11 protein-coding genes and 1 pseudogene are annotated in these 16163 nt (G+C 71.5%); 6 read left to right on the top strand and 6 right to left on the bottom strand.

Annotated features, from left to right (window positions below; all coding sequences use genetic code 11):
* Positions 1-142: 142 nt before the first annotated feature.
* Positions 143-1504 (bottom strand): annotated as a pseudogene (locus ACIBO2_RS43020) (carotenoid oxygenase family protein).
* 216 nt (positions 1505-1720) lie between these two features.
* Between ACIBO2_RS43020 and ACIBO2_RS43015 the strand changes: the two are divergent.
* Complete coding sequence (locus tag ACIBO2_RS43015) at positions 1721-2668, top strand: GntR family transcriptional regulator (RefSeq protein WP_397304058.1); 948 nt, start codon at positions 1721-1723, stop codon at positions 2666-2668.
* Between the two features lie 28 nt (positions 2669-2696).
* On the opposite strand, the gene ACIBO2_RS43010 is transcribed toward ACIBO2_RS43015, so the two are convergent.
* The 3 genes from ACIBO2_RS43010 to ACIBO2_RS43000 all read right to left on the bottom strand — a co-directional run bounded on the left by ACIBO2_RS43010 (position 2697) and on the right by ACIBO2_RS43000 (position 5936).
* Positions 2697-3923, bottom strand: coding sequence for an alpha/beta hydrolase (locus ACIBO2_RS43010; protein ID WP_358553433.1), 1227 nt, complete (start codon positions 3921-3923; stop codon positions 2697-2699).
* Positions 3924-4005: 82 nt separating this feature from the next.
* On the bottom strand, positions 4006-4623 hold the full coding sequence (locus ACIBO2_RS43005) for a maleylpyruvate isomerase family mycothiol-dependent enzyme (protein WP_358553431.1): 618 nt from the start codon (positions 4621-4623) through the stop codon (positions 4006-4008).
* Positions 4624-4625: 2 nt separating this feature from the next.
* Positions 4626-5936, bottom strand: coding sequence for a M14 family zinc carboxypeptidase (locus tag ACIBO2_RS43000; protein ID WP_358553429.1), 1311 nt, complete (start codon positions 5934-5936; stop codon positions 4626-4628).
* Positions 5937-5968: 32 nt separating this feature from the next.
* Between ACIBO2_RS43000 and ACIBO2_RS42995 the strand changes: the two genes are divergently transcribed.
* Both ACIBO2_RS42995 and ACIBO2_RS42990 read left to right on the top strand, forming a co-directional pair.
* Positions 5969-6577: a TetR/AcrR family transcriptional regulator gene (locus ACIBO2_RS42995; RefSeq protein ID WP_397304057.1), complete on the top strand. Its 609-nt coding sequence runs from the start codon at positions 5969-5971 to the stop codon at positions 6575-6577.
* Positions 6578-6695: 118 nt separating this feature from the next.
* Positions 6696-7436: a crotonase/enoyl-CoA hydratase family protein gene (locus ACIBO2_RS42990; RefSeq protein WP_397304056.1), complete on the top strand. Its 741-nt coding sequence runs from the start codon at positions 6696-6698 to the stop codon at positions 7434-7436.
* 46 nt (positions 7437-7482) lie between these two features.
* Here ACIBO2_RS42990 and ACIBO2_RS42985 read toward each other — a convergent pair whose 3' ends face one another.
* Positions 7483-8757 (bottom strand): FAD-binding oxidoreductase, encoded by a 1275-nt coding sequence (locus ACIBO2_RS42985; RefSeq protein ID WP_397304055.1) that lies wholly within the window; start codon positions 8755-8757, stop codon positions 7483-7485.
* A gap of 55 nt (positions 8758-8812) precedes the next feature.
* Here ACIBO2_RS42985 and ACIBO2_RS42980 point away from each other — a divergent pair, with 55 nt between their 5' ends.
* On the top strand, positions 8813-12052 hold the full coding sequence (locus tag ACIBO2_RS42980) for a BTAD domain-containing putative transcriptional regulator (RefSeq protein WP_397304054.1): 3240 nt from the start codon (positions 8813-8815) through the stop codon (positions 12050-12052).
* A 31-nt stretch (positions 12053-12083) separates the two neighbouring features.
* Positions 12084-13244, top strand: coding sequence for a non-homologous end-joining DNA ligase (ligD, locus tag ACIBO2_RS42975; RefSeq protein WP_358553419.1), 1161 nt, complete (start codon positions 12084-12086; stop codon positions 13242-13244).
* Positions 13245-13341: 97 nt separating this feature from the next.
* On the opposite strand, the gene ACIBO2_RS42970 is transcribed toward ligD, so the two are convergent.
* Positions 13342-14241, bottom strand: coding sequence for an NAD(P)H-binding protein (locus ACIBO2_RS42970; RefSeq protein ID WP_358553417.1), 900 nt, complete (start codon positions 14239-14241; stop codon positions 13342-13344).
* Between the two features lie 107 nt (positions 14242-14348).
* Between ACIBO2_RS42970 and ACIBO2_RS42965 the strand changes: the two genes are divergently transcribed.
* Complete coding sequence (locus tag ACIBO2_RS42965) at positions 14349-16115, top strand: thiamine pyrophosphate-dependent enzyme (protein WP_397304053.1); 1767 nt, start codon at positions 14349-14351, stop codon at positions 16113-16115.
* The last annotated feature ends 48 nt before the right edge of the window (positions 16116-16163 follow it).

The following is a 16163-nucleotide window of genomic DNA, read 5'->3' as shown; positions in this document are numbered from 1 at the left end:
AGACAAGTTCCTGGTTGCTTGCGTCCCGCGCATCCGGAGTGACGGCGCCGCCCGCGTCAGGAGTGGATCTAGCTCTGCGCGACCTCAGGAGCGTGTACGGCCAGTGATCTCAGGGCCCTCCGATGATCAGCAACTCACCCATTCAGGCGTCGAGGATCCAGTTGCCGTGGAAGCCGAGCGGGACGCGCACGGGCAGGTGGACACGGGCCACGGGCGGTCCTGTGAAGTCCTGGGCCGACAGGATCACCAGGTCGGAGGCGCCCCGCTCGGGATCGGCGACGTAGGCCATCAGGTAGCCGTCGTCCTCCTCGCCGCCGCCGGACGGGTTGGCGACGAACGCCGCCTCCCCGACGGCGGCGTCGCGGGCGAAACCGTGCACCTCTGTCATGCCACGCCGCAGGTCGTGCTTGACGAGCGCGTTGGTGAACGCCTCGTCGGGGTGCGGGCCGTCGAGTGTGAACGGTACGCCGTACACCGGGCTGACCGCAGAGTAGCCGTAGCGGTGCGGGCGCGAGGCGAACGCGTCGTTCACGCGGGGAAAGTCCTAAGCCCGGTCGTCGATGCGGCGCTGGTCCACCCTGCCGCTCGCCCGATCGATGGTCCAGCGGTCGAGTGTGGGCGCGACCGCACCCGGGTCGGCGACGTCGACCGGCCCTTCGGACCTGATCAGGTCGACCGTGATCGTGGAGCCGTCGTCGTAGGCATTGAGTACGTGGCTGACATAGAAGGACTCGACCGGCAGCCAGCGGATGTCACCGCCCGTCCGGGGCAGCACGCCGACGCGCGCCTGGTGCCCGGGATCCCACTGGAACAGCATCTTCGTCATGCTGAACGTCAGCGGGATGTCGAACACGAGGACGTAGTTCTCCGACAGCGCGAAGTCGTGCAGGAACGGGGTGTCGCCGGACAACGGGATGTCCGTCACCCGGGTCACCATGCCTGCGGGGTTGGTGACGATGTACTGCGCGAACGGCCGCCCGATCACATAGGCCAGGGAGTGCAGGTCGCCGGTGCGCGGGTCCACCTTGGAGTGCGCGTTGGCGCTGGAGCCCTCGGGCGTGGCGGCCATCGGGCATGCTCCGATCGTGTCCAGCTCGTAGCCGAGCTCGTGCGGCAGCCCGCCGGCCTCGACGAGGGCGAGCGTGCGGCCGGCGTGGCCGATCACGTGGACGTTCGGGGACGGAGGCAGGAACGCGGGCGGCTCCTCGCCGCGCCGTAGCCGGTCCAGGGCGTCGGCGACCTCTGTCGAGCGGACCCAGCGGTTGCGGTACCACTCGGCGCGGCCGTCCCGGATGCGGACGCCGTGCACCATACCGGCGCCGAAGGCGTAGAAGTGGGTGGCGGGATCCTCCACGCCCAGCGGGTTGGGGCCCATCCGGAGATAGCGGCCCTCCAGATCTGCGGGCAGACGGCCGGTCACGGGCAAGTCGTAGGCGGTGACTTCCTCCTTGACCGGGGCGAAGTGGCCTTCGAAGTAGCGGCTGCGTCGGTCTTCGGTCTGCATGGTCCTCTCCTGCTGTGGTACGGCGTACGACCGGAACGGTACCCTGCGTATAGGTGGTGACCAGCGGTTCAGTGAGCAGCAATCAGCCCTGTACTAGGACACGATTCATCGCTCTCACCGCTTCCACCAGGCAGGTGACGGCGTCCTTCGCGGGGGGACAGCCATACCCTCTGTACTAGGACAGCGGCCGCTTCCGGCGTGAGGAGACGATCGACCATGGACCGGTACGGCATCGCGCCGCCGTACCTGCGGATCGTCAGTGAGATCAAGCGGCGCGTCGAGACCGGCGAGCTGCGGGCCGGCGACCGCGTTCCCTCCACCAGGCAGGTCGCCGAGCAGTGGGGGGTGGCCCGCGCCACCGCCGCTAAAGCGCTGAACACGCTGCGGCAGGAGGGAGTGGTGGTGGCCATCTCCCGCGTCGGCACCGTCGTGGCGGAGCTCGCGCCCGGCACCTTCCCGCCTCCCAGGGTGCCGAGTGCCCCAGAACGGAAGCCCGCCCACGACGGCAAGCGGGAGCGGATGGTCCGTACGGCGATCGCCATCGCGGACGCCCAGGGGTTCGACGCGGTGTCCATCCGCGGCGTCGCGACCGCGCTCGGCATCCCCACCATGTCGCTGTACGGGCTCGTGCGCGGCAAGGAGGAGCTGGCCGCGCTCATGGCCGACACCGCGTTCGGCGAGCTGGAACTTCCGGCGATGCCCCCGGCGAGCTGGCGGACGCGGCTCGAACTCGCGGCCCGCCTGCAGTGGCGACTCTACCTGCGGCACCCCTGGCTGCCCCGGCTCGTCTCGCTCACCCACCCGCAGCCCACGCCCAACATGCTTCGGTACGGGGACTGGGGGATGGGCGTCGTGCGCGAGCTGGGGATCGATCCGGATACCGGCAGGTTCGTGTGGTGGGCGGTGACCAACTACGTCCGGGGGACGGCCACGAACCTGGAGCCGCAGGCCGAATCGGAGCGGCACACGGGCTTGTCCGCTGGGGAGTGGTACTCCGTCCACATGCCGAGGTTCCGTGCCGGCCTGCCCTCCAGCGGCCTCCCCGCGCGCGTGGCGCCCGCGGGTGATCAGTCGGCCTTCGACCTGGCCGGTTTCTTCGAGAACGGCCTGCAGCTCCTGCTGGACGGGGTCGCCGTGCTGATCGGCCGGCAGCGCCTTCCGTAGGAACGCGCTGGGTTACTCGGCGAGGGCGTCAAGCGCAGGTCTTCTTTGGCGGACTGCAGAAGGTGATCTCGGGGTAGCTCGCTGAGGACTTGTTCAACAGGGGCTGAGGCTTGCCGCGCAGGTGCTGGTCGAAGAAGGCCGTGACGTACTTGCGGGTGATGTCCATGGCGCGGGCGCCGCGTATGTCGGCGCCGACGTCGATACCGAGTTGGTCGACCAGCACGCCCAGGTCGGTGAAGGACAGGTGCACGGCTCCGTCCATGAGCAGCCAGCGCTTCCAGCCGGTCAGTCCCGTCCAGACATGCTCCCACGAGGCGGCCTCACCCTTGCCCGGCGCGTAGGTCGCGGGTTTGCCCAGGAAGAGGAATGGCCGGGACAACCCGGATGCGGGGACCGTGCTCTCCACGGTTCCGTCCATGTCGATGCCGGCGCGCAGCCGGGAGTCCTCCAGCAGGGCCGTGACGGCGCTCGCGCCGCCGGCCGATTGACCGGCCATGGCGATCTTCGACGTATCGATCAGGCCGGCGCCTTTCCACTTCGGGTGCTTGCCGGTCAGCTGGTCGAGCACGAAGGACACATCCGCAGCCCGGCTCTTCTCCAGCTTCACCCACCAGCCCTGCCCCTTGGTGATCTCGCACGTGACACAGGTGGTGACCCGTCCGTCCGGGAAGGTCGTGGCGACGTTCTCGTAGGTGTGGTCGACGGCGGCCACCACGTACCCCCGGCTCGCCAGTTCCTCGGCGAGGCCCGTGAGCTCGCTGCGGGGCTTGCTGTGTCCGGGAGAGAGCACCACGAGGGGCAGGCTGTGTTCACGCCCGGCGGGACGGGCGTCGGTGAAGGCGTTGGTGCGCGTCTTGCTCAGCGTGTCGGACGGGATGGTGGTGATCTTTCCGTCCTTGAGCAGCAGCTCGGACTCCTTCGCCGTCATGTACTGCGCTCGCTTGCGGCCTGGCGATTTGGCCGGGTACCACAGCGAGACCATGAGCTCGCGGTACTTGACGGTGGGAACCCAGGGGTCGGGGCGCGAGGTGTCCTTCAGGTACAGGGATGTGGTGCCGACCGGCTGGGAGCCGGTCGGTGCGGGCAGGAACGGCGTGACCGTCTGGGACGCCGCGGCCGGCAGGGCCTGGACGAGTCCGGTGGCGGCCAGGACGGTGACGAGCCCGGTGATGATGGCCAGCCGGTCACGGCGCCGGGGTTCGCGCAGCTCGCCATGGCCGTCGTCCGGCGTGGTCCGGTTCGGGGAGTCGATCATGTGGACGGACTATACCCTGAGGATATATTCGCGGTGCATAAAGGAGCGAATCTGGCCCCTCACCCCGTTCTCGGCGGTTCCCTCATGTGGCGACGTACCGGTCGCTCGTCTGCCCGCGCAGATGGCCGGGCGGCAGCTTGCGACCGTAGGCGACCAGGAGGAGGTCCTGCGCGGAGCCGATCAAGGGTGTGCCGGTGCCGAAGGACCAGCCGAGGTCGTCGGCGCGAAGCTGGACGCCGTTGAGGTCGGCGCCGAAGAAGCGCGCCGTTCTGGAGCTGATGGCGTCCAGGAGGATGCGTACGCGGTCGTCGGGGATACGGCGGTCGATGCCCAGAGCGACGGTGATGTCCAGGCCGTGGATCACGTCATGGCCCAATCCCGCCGTGGGACCGCCGACCGGAGGCTTCCAGGGGTTGCGGGCGTTGTCGCGGATCGCGCTGATCAGCTGGGCGGTGGACAGGATGGCGGCGTCCTGGTGGGCCAGCCGATCGGCCATCCGGTTGATGTCGCCGCGGGCCTTGAGGAGCTCGAGCGCCAGATGGGGAAGCCGGTAGCGGAAACCCATCGACATGTGGGCCGCGACCTCCCGTACACGCCATCCGGCGCACAGGCTCGGCGCCTCCCACTGGGCGGGTGACAGCTCGGCCAGCATCGCCGCCAGCTCTGTGCGCTCGGCGGCGATGGCGGTGCTGATGTCCATATTCACGCCTCCCGCTCTGTCAGGCGGGCGGCGGCGGTCAGGATGGCGCCCAGCTGCACCGCGACCACCCTGCGCGGCTCGATCGGCGGGCCGGGGGAGTCGGTCTCGGCCTGTTCGTACCACTGGTCGAAGCGTTCGGCGAGCAGGTGGCGTTGGCGCCGGATGGCCGGTGTGACGTTGCCGGCGGCCACTTCGGCGTCCAGCATGCGCAGGAACACCCCCACCAGGCGCAGCCGCAGCATGTGCGTTGTCTGACAGTGGGAGTACTCTTCGGCGACCGTGGCCGGCCGATCGAGCTCGGGCAGAGTTTCCTCTTCGAGGTCGGCGATCTTGCGGAAGGTCTCCAGGGTGCTTTCGGTCGAGCGGCGGAACGGGGAGCGCACCGTCAGGTCGCTGGTGACGGCCCGCATGCCCGCCTGTAGCGTCTCGATCAGCTCGCGTCGCGCCGCCGCCGCTTTGGTGGCCACCTCTAGGTAGGTGCGGTCGGTCGCGCTCCGGTCGGCCACCCGCTGGTCGGTCCACGAGGGCACCTCGGTGATCAGGTGGAGCGCGCCGAACCTGGCGGCGTAGTCGGCGCTGCTGCCGCCGGCGCCGAAGGCCGCGCCCACCCGCGCCCCGCCCAGCGTCAGGAAGACGGCGGGCGCGATCGGTTCGGCGCCAGGTAGTTCCGGCTCGCCGTGGTGCGGCGGGAGGCCCTCCATGCCGGGCAGGCCCGCCAGCCGTTCGGCCAGGACGGTGTCGCGGCGGTTGAGGTAGAAGAACGCGCCCTGGTACTCGGCGTTGTGCAGGGAGCAGACCAGCGACGGGCGTACCTCGTCCATCAGGCGCATGAGCGCGGCCGTCTCCGGCAGTGGCCGGTCGAAACGGTAGTCGCCGCTGACGAGCGGGAAGGTCCACTCGACCTGGTCGGCCAGGTCGGGGCGGTAGAAGTGCTCGGCATAGGCGCGGCGGTCGCCCGGTTCGCCGTACCAGCCCTCGTTCAGCCGGGCGCCATCCGGGTCGGCGCAGGCGACCAGGTGCCAGCGGTAGCCCAGCAGTCCTGGGTCCTGGCACAGCAGCCTGACCAGCGTGAGGACGGTCAGCGCGCCGACCGGCTCGTTGGGGTGCGGCCCGGCGATGACCACCGCGTCCGCCGGCCCGGTGCCGATGGTGAGGGCGTGCAGCGGCTCGCCGAGCCTTGAGGCGCCGATGCGGCGCAGCCGTATCAGGTCGGGATGGGCGGCGGTGAGCTCCTCCAGCTCGGCCCGCAGCGCGTCGACGGTGGGGAACGCCGGGTAGCCGGGAACCCGGCTCATGTACTCCGCAACATTCATAATGAGATTACGGTAATAATAAGATTATGAGAATGACAAGGGCGGAGGCCAAGGAACGCAACCGGCGGGCCCTGCTGGCGGCCGCGCACCAGATCGTCGCCAGAGACGGTCACCGGGCCAAGCTGGAGGAGATCGCCGAACAGGCCGGGCTGACCACCGGCGCTGTCTACTCGCTGTTCGGCAGCAAGAACGGCCTGCTGATCGCCCTGGTCACCGACTACCTCGGCCCGCACTACGACGGCATCGAACAGGCCGTCACCCCCGGCCTTGACCTGGTCGAAGCCGTGGAGGTCTTCGCCCGCCACTACCACCGCTTGTGCGAGGAGCCGGACGCGCTGGGCGACCTGTCGTTCGAGATCAGCCTGCAGGACCTGGCACTACGCGACCCCGAGCTACGGCCCAAGCTCGCCGCCTCCGTACGAGAGCACGAACAACGCCTGGCCGCCCTGTTGACCGGCAGACCGCACGACGGGGCGGCCCTCACCGCTCAGCAGGCGCACCGCCTGGCCACCGCGCTGCGCGCCCTGCTGGTCGGCCTCAGCCAAGGCGTCATCCTCGGCCTGACCCCCACGGCCCCGGAGCAGTACTTCGCCGACACGGCCCGCGCCCTGGTCGCCGACGACGTGCTCGGGCCGCCCTGACCTCCTCGACCGTCTGGGGGACTAAAATCCAGATACGGGTGGCCGTATCCGGCGCTGGCGTGACCTCCGGCGCCGCCGTACGCTCACGTTCCGGCGACCACCCATCACGGAGGCAGCCATGACCGTACGCATGGAGCGAGAAGGCCAGGTCACGACCGTAATACTGAGCAGGCCGGAGGTCCGCAACGCGGTCGACCGCAAGACCGCCGACGCGTTGGTGGACGCGTTCAGGGCGTTCGAGGAGTCCGACGCCGCGGTGGCCGTGCTGTGGGGCGAGGGCGGCATGTTCTGCGCGGGCGCCGACCTGAAGACGCTCGACAACCACGTCGGCGAGGACGGCGACGGGCCGATGGGCCCGACCAGGATGCGCCTGTCCAAGCCGGTCATCGCCGCTGTCGCCGGGCACGCCGTCGCGGGCGGGCTGGAGCTGGCGCTCTGGTGCGACCTGCGGGTGGCCGAGGAGGACGCGGTGTTCGGGGTGTTCTGCCGCCGCTTCGGCGTGCCGCTCATCGACGGCGGCACCGTACGGCTCCCGCGGCTCATCGGCACCTCCCGGGCCATGGACCTGATCCTCACCGGCCGTCCGGTCGGCGCCCGCGAGGCGTACGAGATGGGCCTGGCCAACCGCGTCGTCCCCACCGGCACGGCCAGGCGCCAGGCGGAGGAGCTGGCCCGCGAGATCGCCGGCTTCCCGCAGACCTGCCTGCGCGGCGACCGGCTGTCGGCGCTGGAGCAGGACGGGCTGCCGGAGCGGGAGGCGATGCGGAACGAGCTGCGCCACGGGCTGGTGTCCCTGCCCGACGCGGTCGGCGGCGCGGCCCGCTTCGCGGCGGGCGCGGGCCGCCACGGCACGTTCTAGCGACTCGGCGGTCGGGCCGCCACGGCACGTTCTAGCGACCCCGTGATCACCCCAGTACAGGGAAGTTCGCACGAATCACTCCGTACGGGTCGCGGGCCCGCTTGAGGTCGCGCAGCCGGGCCAGCGTGCTCGCGGGGAAGGCGGACGCGGCGCGTTCGCCCTGAGTCAGCATCGTGTACGTCTTACGCCCGCTCGTGTGCGGCACGAGCGCCTTCGTCAGGTCGGTGACGCGCTCGGCCGTGTCCGGCGACGGCCGGCCGAACATGTAGACCGAGTACGGCTCGGCCAGATGCCCTACGGCGCCGCCACCCTCGGCGGGCCGGGCCAGCGCTCCGCCCAGGTGCCGGACCTGCACGCTGATCAGCGGATCGATCGGCGCGCCGAGCAGCACGTCCGCCACGCCCTCCAGCCCCGTGAGCAGCTCGAACCGGCCCGATCCCGGGCTCGGGTCCGTGGGTTCGGCGCATATCGAGCCCAGCTCGGCCACCGGCGTCGGTCGCCGGGTGTCGCTGATCAGCCCGCCGATCCGGTCGAAGCGGCGCAGCAGGGCGCCGGGGTGCTCGCCGAGGAAGGTGACGTCGACGGCGACGTACCCCACCGGAGCGCCGGGGAACTTCAGCAGGTCGAACCAGAGCGTCAGCTCCTCCGGCGCCTCGGCGGTGGTCTCGGCGAAGGCGTCGAACACCTCCCGAGCCCGCTCGACCGGCCACATCATCCGCCCGCCGAACAGCTCAGGGGCCGGGTGCAGGCCGAACTCCAGCGAGGTGACCAAGGCGAAGTCGCCGCCACCGCCCCGCAGCCCCCAGAACAGCTCCGGATCCGACTCCGCCGTCACCCTGACGCGGTCCCCAGTGGCGTCGACCGCCTCGAAGGCCCGCACGCTGTCGGCCGCGAAGCCGTACTTGCGCCCGAACCAGCTCAAACCACCGCCAAGGGTGTAGCCGGTCACGCTCACCACCGGTGAGCTGCCCGCCAGGCCCGTGAGGCCGAGCGGGCCCGCGGCCGCTAGCACCTCGCCCCACTTCACGCCCGCGCCGACCCGCGCGACGCCGTCCTCGACGCTCACGCCGCCAAGACGTGTGGTCTTGAGCAGGATCGTCCCGTCGGTGTCGCCGGAGGCGCCGTGGCCGCTCGGCTGGGCGGTGACCGCCAGGCCGTTGAGCCGCGCGTAGCTCACCACGGCGGCCACGTCGTCGGCGTCGGCCGCCTCGACCACCGCGCGCACCGGCTGGTCCACCGCCAGGTTCCAGGGCTTGCGGGCCGCGTCGAAGCCCGCGTCGCCGGGGAGCAGCAGGTTGCCGTTCACTTGGATGTCATTCATGGGACCAAGTGTGCGTTTTACCATTTGAGGGGGATTTGGGGTTGACTTGGGGTTTGTGGATGTCCGTCTGTTCGGCCGGCTTGAGGTCGACTCCGCCGATGGTGTTCGGCTCGATCTCGGCACGCGTAAGCAGCGGGCCGTGCTCGCCGTGCTGGCCCTCTCACCAGGGCGCGTAGTACCGCTCGACCGGCTGATCGAGGAGCTGTGGGCCGGGGAGGCGCCGGCCAAGGCGACGGCGACCCTCCAGGCGTACGTCTCCCACCTGCGCCGGGTGCTGGAACCCGGCAGGAAGCCGCGTACGCCGCCCCGCCTGCTGCTCACCCGCGAGCCCGGCTACCTGCTCGACATCGCGCCGGGACAGGTCGACGCGGGCCGCTTCACCGCGCTGGCCGAGGACGGGCGGCGGGTGCTGCGGGGCGGCAGGTACGCCGAGGCGCTGGAAGTGCTCGACCGGGGGCTCGGGCTGTGGCGGGGCGAACTGCTGGGGGAGTTCGCCGACCTGGAGTTCGCGCGGCGGGCCGTACACCGGCTGGAGGAGCTGCGGCTGGGAGCCGCCGAGGACCGGTTCGAGGCGCGGCTGGCGCTCGGCGAGGCCGGGCTGCCGGATCTGGAGGCGCTGGTCGAGGCCCATCCCTATCGGGAGCGGGCCTGGGCGCTGCTGGTGCTGGCGCTCTACCGGGCGGGCCGGCAGGCGGACGCGCTCGGGGCGCTGCGCCGGGTCCGGTCGCTGCTTGACGGGGAGCTGGGCATCGAGCCGGGACCGGAGCTGAAGCGGCTGGAACAGGCGGTGTTCGACCAGTCGCCCGACCTGATGACCCTCACCGCACCCGGCCTCACCGCCCCGACCGCCTTCACCGCTCCCGTTCCCGACGACCGCTTCGCGGGGCGGCGCGCGTCGGCGGACGACTCGGTCAGCGGTCGAGGCACGGGCGCTCAGCGGCTGATCGCGCGGGACGGACAGTTGCACCTGGTCGAGGAGCTGCTGGCCGAGGCCCGCCGGGGGAGGGGCGGGCTGCTGCTGGTGACCGGCGAGGCGGGCATCGGCAAGACCAGCCTGGCGCGTGCCGCCACCGAGGTGGCCGCCGCGCGTGGCTTCCAGACGGTCTGGGGGCGCTGCCTGGACGACGAGACGGCCCCGCCCTTCTGGCCCTGGACCCAGGCCGGGCTGATCCCCGCGCAACCGCAGGCCGAGCTGTTCGACCTGTACGACGACGTGGTGTCGCGGCTGCGCGGTGGCCCGCTCCTGCTGGTGCTGGAGGACGTGCACTGGGCCGACGTCTCGTCACTGCGGCTGCTCGGCCACGTCGCCGGCGAGCTCGCCCGTACCTCCACCCTCGTCCTGGTCACGCTCAGGCCCGAGCCGGGCGACCACCCCGAGCAGCTGCGCGAGACGCTGGGCGCGCTGGCGCGGGAGAGCCACCGGGTGCCGCTGGCCCCGTTCGACGCCGGCGAGGTGCTCGACTACCTGCGTCTGCGCCATGTGGACGCGGATCCGGTGGCGATGCTCGACCGCTCGGGCGGCAACCCGTTCTACCTGACCGAGCTGCTCCTGCTGCCGGAGAGCGAGCGGGACCTGGTCCCGGCCGGTGCCCGCGACGTCATCGACCGGCGGCTCGCCCGGCTGCCCGCCGCCACGCAGGACCTGCTCAGAGCGGCCGCGGTGGCCGGCCGCGAGGTGACCGTCGACCTGCTGGCCGCGCTCACCGAGCGGCCGGTCGAGGAGGTCATGACCCTCGCCGAGCCCGCCCTTGCCGTCGGCCTGCTGACTGAGGACGCGCGGCCCGCCGACTACCGCTTCTCGCACGCCCTGGTACGCCAGGCGCTGGACGCGGGCCTCACCCGGCTGGCCAGAGCCCGGCTGCACCTGAGGGCCGGTACGTACCTGGAGACCATGCCCGGCGCCGACCCCGCGCAGCTCGCCGGCCACTTCGCCGCGGCCGCGAAGCTGGGCGGCGCGGACCGGGCTGTGGCCTATGCCGTCGCCGCGGCCCGGGAGGCGGTGGCCCGTCACGGCTACACCGAGTCGGTCACGTTCTGGGAGCTGGCGGTCGCGCACTTGCCGCCCGGCGACTCGGCCGATCGCTGCCACCTGCTGACCGAGCTCGGTCAGGCCCGACGTACCGTGGGCGACGCCGACGGCGCCATGCGCGACCTGACAGAGGCGATCGCGGCGGCCAAACGGCTCGGCGACCGCGACGCGCTGGTGACGGCGGTATCGGCGTTCGGCGGGCTGTCGGTGTGGAACTGGCGGCCGTACGGCGTGGTGGATGAGCAGATGGTGTCGGTCCTGGAGGACCTGCTGGCGGGCCCGCTCGACGACCACGCCAGGGCCACGCTGCTGGGCACGCTCGGTGTCGAGCTGCACTACGGACCCCGCCGCGCCGAGGGCGAACTGCTCGCCGCGGACGCCGTGGAGCTGGCCCGCGCCCTGGGCGACCCGGCGCTGCTGGCCAGGACGCTGAACAACTACCTGATCTCCGGGTTCGTCATGGGGAACAACCCGGCCCGGCTGCGCGCCGCCGACGAGATGCTGGCCATTCCAGGGCTGACCAGGGAGGCCCGGCTGGTGGCCGGCGGCCTGCGGATGTCCTGCCTGCTCCGCGCGGGGGACCTGGCCGAGTGGGAGCGCGAGCTCGCCCGCTGCGAGCGGGTCCTGGAGGAGGTACGCCGCCCCGAGCTGGAAGCCATGGTCCGGGTCGCGCAGACGGGCGGACACACCCTGCACGGCCGCTGGGCCGAGGCGGAGGCGCTGGTGGCCGACTTCCCGGACCTCAAGTACGGTGCCAGCCCGTGGGGCGCGGAGGCCCGCCGGCTGGCCACGCTCTACACGTGCAGACGCGGCCAGGGCAGGGTGGCCGAGATCATCGACGACCTCATCGCCGCGAGCGACCTCCCGCAGATGATCCCGATGCGGCCGCTCGCCATCCTGGCCGCCCTCGACGTGGGCAAGGAGGAACTGGCCAGGGCGCTGATCGCGCGCTGGGGCACGGAGCTGCGGGACGACTGGTCGGGGGGTTTCCTGTTCCCGGCCTGGGGCCTCATCGCCGCCCGGCTCGGCACCCCGGACCCGGAAGAGCTGTACGAGCGGCTGCTGCCGGTAGCCGACCAGTTCATCGTCATGGGCATGGGCAGCGGCGCCTGGGGCTCGGTCCGCGACGTCCTCGCGGCGCTGGCCGTACGGCTGGGGCGTACCGAGGAGGCGGACGAGCACCGGCGGGTGGCGATCGCCACGTACCGGCGGCTCGGCCTGACCTATTGGGAAACGGCCTATTGGGAGGCGCGGAGCCGAAGCTGATCTGTCGGAGGCGCCCCGTATCGTGACCCTCATGCCTGACATCGAGGTCGCAGGGCGTGAAGTCCGCGTCACCAATCCCGACAAGGTGGTGTTCCCCGCCAGCGGGCACACCAAGCTCGACCTGATCCGCTACTACCAGGCGGTGGGTGAGGGCGCGCTGCGCGGCGTCCGCGGGCGGCCGATGGTGCTCAAGCGGTTCGTGCACGGGATCGAGGAGGAGGCGTTCTTCCAGAAGCGCGCGCCCGCCAAGCGGCCCGACTGGATCCAGGTGGCCGAGCTCCGCTACCGCTCCGGGCGCAGTGCCGAGGAGGTCGTCGCGACGGAGACGGCCCACATCGTGTGGGCGGTCAACCTGGGGTGCGTCGACCTCAACCCGCACCCGGTGCTGGCCGCCGACCTGGCCCACCCCGACGAGCTGCGCATCGACCTCGACCCGGTGCCGGGCGTGCGCTGGGGCGACGTGCTGCGCACGGCGCAGGTCTCCCGCGAGGTGCTGGCCGACCACGGCCTGACCGCCTGGCCGAAGACGTCGGGATCACGGGGCTTTCATGTGTACGCCCGCATCGAGCCGCGCTGGACGTTCGCCGAGGTGCGCCGGGCGGCCGAGGCGGTGGCCCGGGAGGTGGAGCGGCGCGCCCCCGAGGTGGCCACCAGCCGGTGGTGGAAGGAGCAGCGGCACGGCGTGTTCGTCGACTACAACCAGAACGCCTATGACCGTACGGTCGCCTCCGCCTACTCGGTCAGGCCGGTCGCCGACGCCCGCGTCTCCACACCGCTGACCTGGGACGAGGTGCCGGGCTGCCGGCCGGGCGACCACACGATCGACACGGTCCCCAAGAGGTTCGCCGAGCTGGGCGACCCGTGGGCGGACATGGACCTGCACGCGGGCGGCCTGGAGTCGCTGCTGGAGCTGGCCGAGTCGCAGGGGCCTGCCCCCGAGCGGGAGGACCTTCCCGTCGTCGAGATCGCCAGGGCGCAGCACAAGGACGAGGCGCTGGCCGGGTTCGAGCGGTGGAAGGCCAGGCACGCCGAGGTCGCCGGCCACCTCCAGCCTGCCGATGTGCTGGTCGACGGCATGCGCGGGCGCAGCAGCGTGTGGTATCGCATCCGGGTCAACCTCCAGCACGTCCCGGAGGCCCAGCGACCGGCCCAGGAGCCGCTGGAGGTCGATTACGACCCCTGGACCGTTTAAGGGCGGGTCAGGCGCGGGCCGGTCGAGCGCGGGCCGGTCGAGCGCGGGTCGGTCGAGTGTGGGCGGGTCAGGCGCGGGTCGGGCGGGCGCGGGCGGGTCAGGCGCGGGTCGGGCGCTCGTAGCCGTCGTCTCCGCCGTAGACGTGCGAGTTCGGGTCGAGGTCCGGCTGGGTGGCCGGGCTGGTCGGCGAGGCGGTGTGCTCCACGGCGAAGTCGTCCGACGGCTCGGGCGGTGCGGGGAAGAGGTGGTCGCGCCAGGTGATCCGCCCCAGCGGCGTGGCGTCCGTGGTGTGCCAGCCGGCCCGCTGGGCGGCCCACCTGCCGCCGGGATAGCGCACCGGCAGTAGCAGGCGGCGCAGCCTCTTGGCCTGCAGCCAGGGTCTGACCACCGCGTCCATGCCGATCACCTCGGGCCCGCCATATTCGATCACGCCCCGCTCGGGACCGGCGGCGACCAGGTCGGTCAGATACACGGCGACCTCGGAGCGGTCCACGGGCTGCCAGGGGAGCGTGCGGTCCACCGGGATCGCGGGGAAGGCGGCGGCCAGTTCCCGGAGCAGCTGGTCGAGGTGCTGGTGGAAGGTGGTGCAGCGCAGGATCGTCCAGCCGACCCCGCTCTCCCTGATCAGCCGCTCGGCTTCGAGCTTGTCCTCGAGATACCCGGTCGCGGCCTGGTCGGCGCCGACGATCGAGGTGAACACCAAATGCGGCACCCCGGCTTCCTTGGCCGCGTCGAGCAGCACCGCGGTACCCGCTACATCGACGGAGCCGGCCCGGTGGGCCTTACGGGCGAAAGTGGCGAGATGGATGATCGCATCGACGTCCCGCACGGCGCTGTACACGCCTTTGCCCCAAGTCAGGTCACCCCATACCCATTCGATGTCCCGGCCCGAGTGCGCCTGGCGGCTCAACGCCCGCACCGCGTGACCCGTCCTGAGGAGTGTGGGCACTACTGCTTTGCCCAGCATGCCGGTTGCGCCCGTGACCAGAATGTGCATTCCCCGCCCCTACCCGCAGCCTGGGAATTCTCCCGAAATGACAACGAAATTCATCGCATGCTTGGTCAAAGGGTCTGTCTACTTCGGTCGAGGGTAGGGCCGGGGTCATGGCACGCATAGCAGCGGAATCCCTGGTAGAGCGGCTCGCCGAGTGGGGCGTCGACACCGTCTTCGGCATGCCGGGCGACGGCATCAACGGCATCATGGAGGGCCTGCGACGCCATCGCGACAAGGTGCGCTTCGTCCTGGTGCACCACGAGGAGGCCGCCGCGTTCATGGCCACGGGCTACGCCAAGGCGACGGGGCGGATCGGCGTCTGCCTGGCCACCTCCGGCCCCGGCGGCATCCACCTGCTCAACGGGCTCTATGACGCCAAGCTCGACCACGCTCCCGTGCTGGCCATCACCGGGATGCAGGAGAGCTCCGTGCTGGGCACCGCCTACCAGCAGGAGGTGCAGCTGGATCGGCTGTACGCGGACGTGGCCGAGTACAACATGATGATCACCAATCCGGCCCAGCTGCCGGCGCTGGTGGACGTGGCGATCCGCACCGCCTACGCGCGGCGCGGGGTCGCCCACCTCACGCTGCCCAACGACCTGCAGGTGGCCGACGCGGACGCCGACCCCTGGCAGCACGTCGCCCCCGCCAGGACCCCGCAGACCGCGCCCGTCTACCTTGAGGCCGCCGGGATCCCCCGCCAGGAGGACATCGAGTGGGCGGCCGAGGTGCTCAACACGGCCGAACGGCCCGCCATCCTGGTCGGGGCGGGCGCGCTGCACGCCAGGGACGAGGTGCTGGCGGTCGCCGAGGCGCTCGGCGCGCCGGTGGTCAAGACGCTACCCGGCAAGGCGGTGGTCCCCGACGACTCGCCGTACACGACGGGCGGGATCGGGCTGCTCGGCACCCGGCCGAGCGAGGACCTGATGGAGGAGGCCGACGTCCTGCTCATGGTGGGCACCAACTTCCCCTACTCCAAGTTCCTGCCGGAGCCGGGAGGGACGCGGGTCGTGCAGCTGGAGGCCGACCCCGCCAGGGCCGGGGCGCGGATCGCCACCGACGTGCCGGTCGTGTGCGACGCCAAGGAGGGCCTGCGTGCCCTCCTGCCGCTGCTCTCCGCCCGCGACGGGAACGCCCATCTGGCGAAATATCAGAAGCAAATGGTCAAGTGGCGTGAGGACATGGACGCGCTGGAGAACGCCGACCGCGACCCCATCGCGCCCCAGTACGTGGTGTCGGTCCTCGACGACCTGGCCGCCGACGACGCCATCATGACCTGCGACAGCGGCACGATCGCCACCTGGGCCGCCCGGCACTGGACGATCCGCGGCGGGCGCGCGTTCTACCTGTCGGGCAACCTGGCCTCGATGGCGCCCGGCCTGCCGTACGCGAACGCCATGCAGCACGCCTACCCGGGCCGGCAGGTGATCGCGTACGTCGGCGACGGCGGGTTCGCCATGCTCATGGCCGAGTTCCTCACCGCCGCCCAGCAGCGGCTGCCGGTCAAGGTCGTCATCAACAACAACCGCTCGCTCGGCATGATCCTTTGGGAGCAGATGGTCCTCGGCTACCCCGAGCACGGTGTGCGCTTCCCTGAGCCGGCCGGCGACTTCGCCGGCTGGGCCCGGGGCTGCGGCGGGTTCGGGGCCAAGGTCACCAAGGCGGGCGACCTCGTGTCCGCGGTCCAGCAGGCGCTGGCCTACGACGGGCCCGCGCTGGTGGACGTGGAGGTGAATCCGAACGAGCCGCCGCTGCCCGCCAAGGTCTCCTACGACCAGGCCAAGAGCTTCGCCCAGGCGTTCATCAAGGGCCAGCCGCACCGGGCCGCCATCGCCACCACCCTGTTCAAGGACCGGATCCAGCGGCTCGGCGACTAGCCAGGCGCCCGGTGATCAGCAGCGGCTCGGCGACCAGCCGGCGAGTCA

Origin of the sequence: Nonomuraea sp. NPDC050022 (assembly GCF_044460705.1) — a bacterium.
Taxonomy (GTDB): domain Bacteria; phylum Actinomycetota; class Actinomycetes; order Streptosporangiales; family Streptosporangiaceae; genus Nonomuraea.
Note: the sequence above shows the minus strand (reverse complement) of the source record. Positions and strands in the feature narration are given on the sequence as shown.

Excerpts from the sequence above, each read along its gene's own strand:
- ACIBO2_RS43015 (WP_397304058.1), top strand. The coding sequence starts at position 1,721 with ATGGACCGGTACGGCATCGCGCCGCCGTACCTGCGGATCGTCAGTGAG.
- ACIBO2_RS43010 (WP_358553433.1), bottom strand. The coding sequence starts at position 3,923 with ATGATCGACTCCCCGAACCGGACCACGCCGGACGACGGCCATGGCGAG.
- ACIBO2_RS43005 (WP_358553431.1), bottom strand. The coding sequence starts at position 4,623 with ATGGACATCAGCACCGCCATCGCCGCCGAGCGCACAGAGCTGGCGGCG.
- ACIBO2_RS43000 (WP_358553429.1), bottom strand. The coding sequence starts at position 5,936 with ATGAATGTTGCGGAGTACATGAGCCGGGTTCCCGGCTACCCGGCGTTC.
- ACIBO2_RS42995 (WP_397304057.1), top strand. The coding sequence starts at position 5,969 with ATGACAAGGGCGGAGGCCAAGGAACGCAACCGGCGGGCCCTGCTGGCG.
- ACIBO2_RS42990 (WP_397304056.1), top strand. The coding sequence starts at position 6,696 with ATGACCGTACGCATGGAGCGAGAAGGCCAGGTCACGACCGTAATACTG.
- ACIBO2_RS42985 (WP_397304055.1), bottom strand. The coding sequence starts at position 8,757 with ATGAATGACATCCAAGTGAACGGCAACCTGCTGCTCCCCGGCGACGCG.
- ligD (WP_358553419.1), top strand. The coding sequence starts at position 12,084 with ATGCCTGACATCGAGGTCGCAGGGCGTGAAGTCCGCGTCACCAATCCC.
- ACIBO2_RS42970 (WP_358553417.1), bottom strand. The coding sequence starts at position 14,241 with ATGCACATTCTGGTCACGGGCGCAACCGGCATGCTGGGCAAAGCAGTA.
- ACIBO2_RS42965 (WP_397304053.1), top strand. The coding sequence starts at position 14,349 with ATGGCACGCATAGCAGCGGAATCCCTGGTAGAGCGGCTCGCCGAGTGG.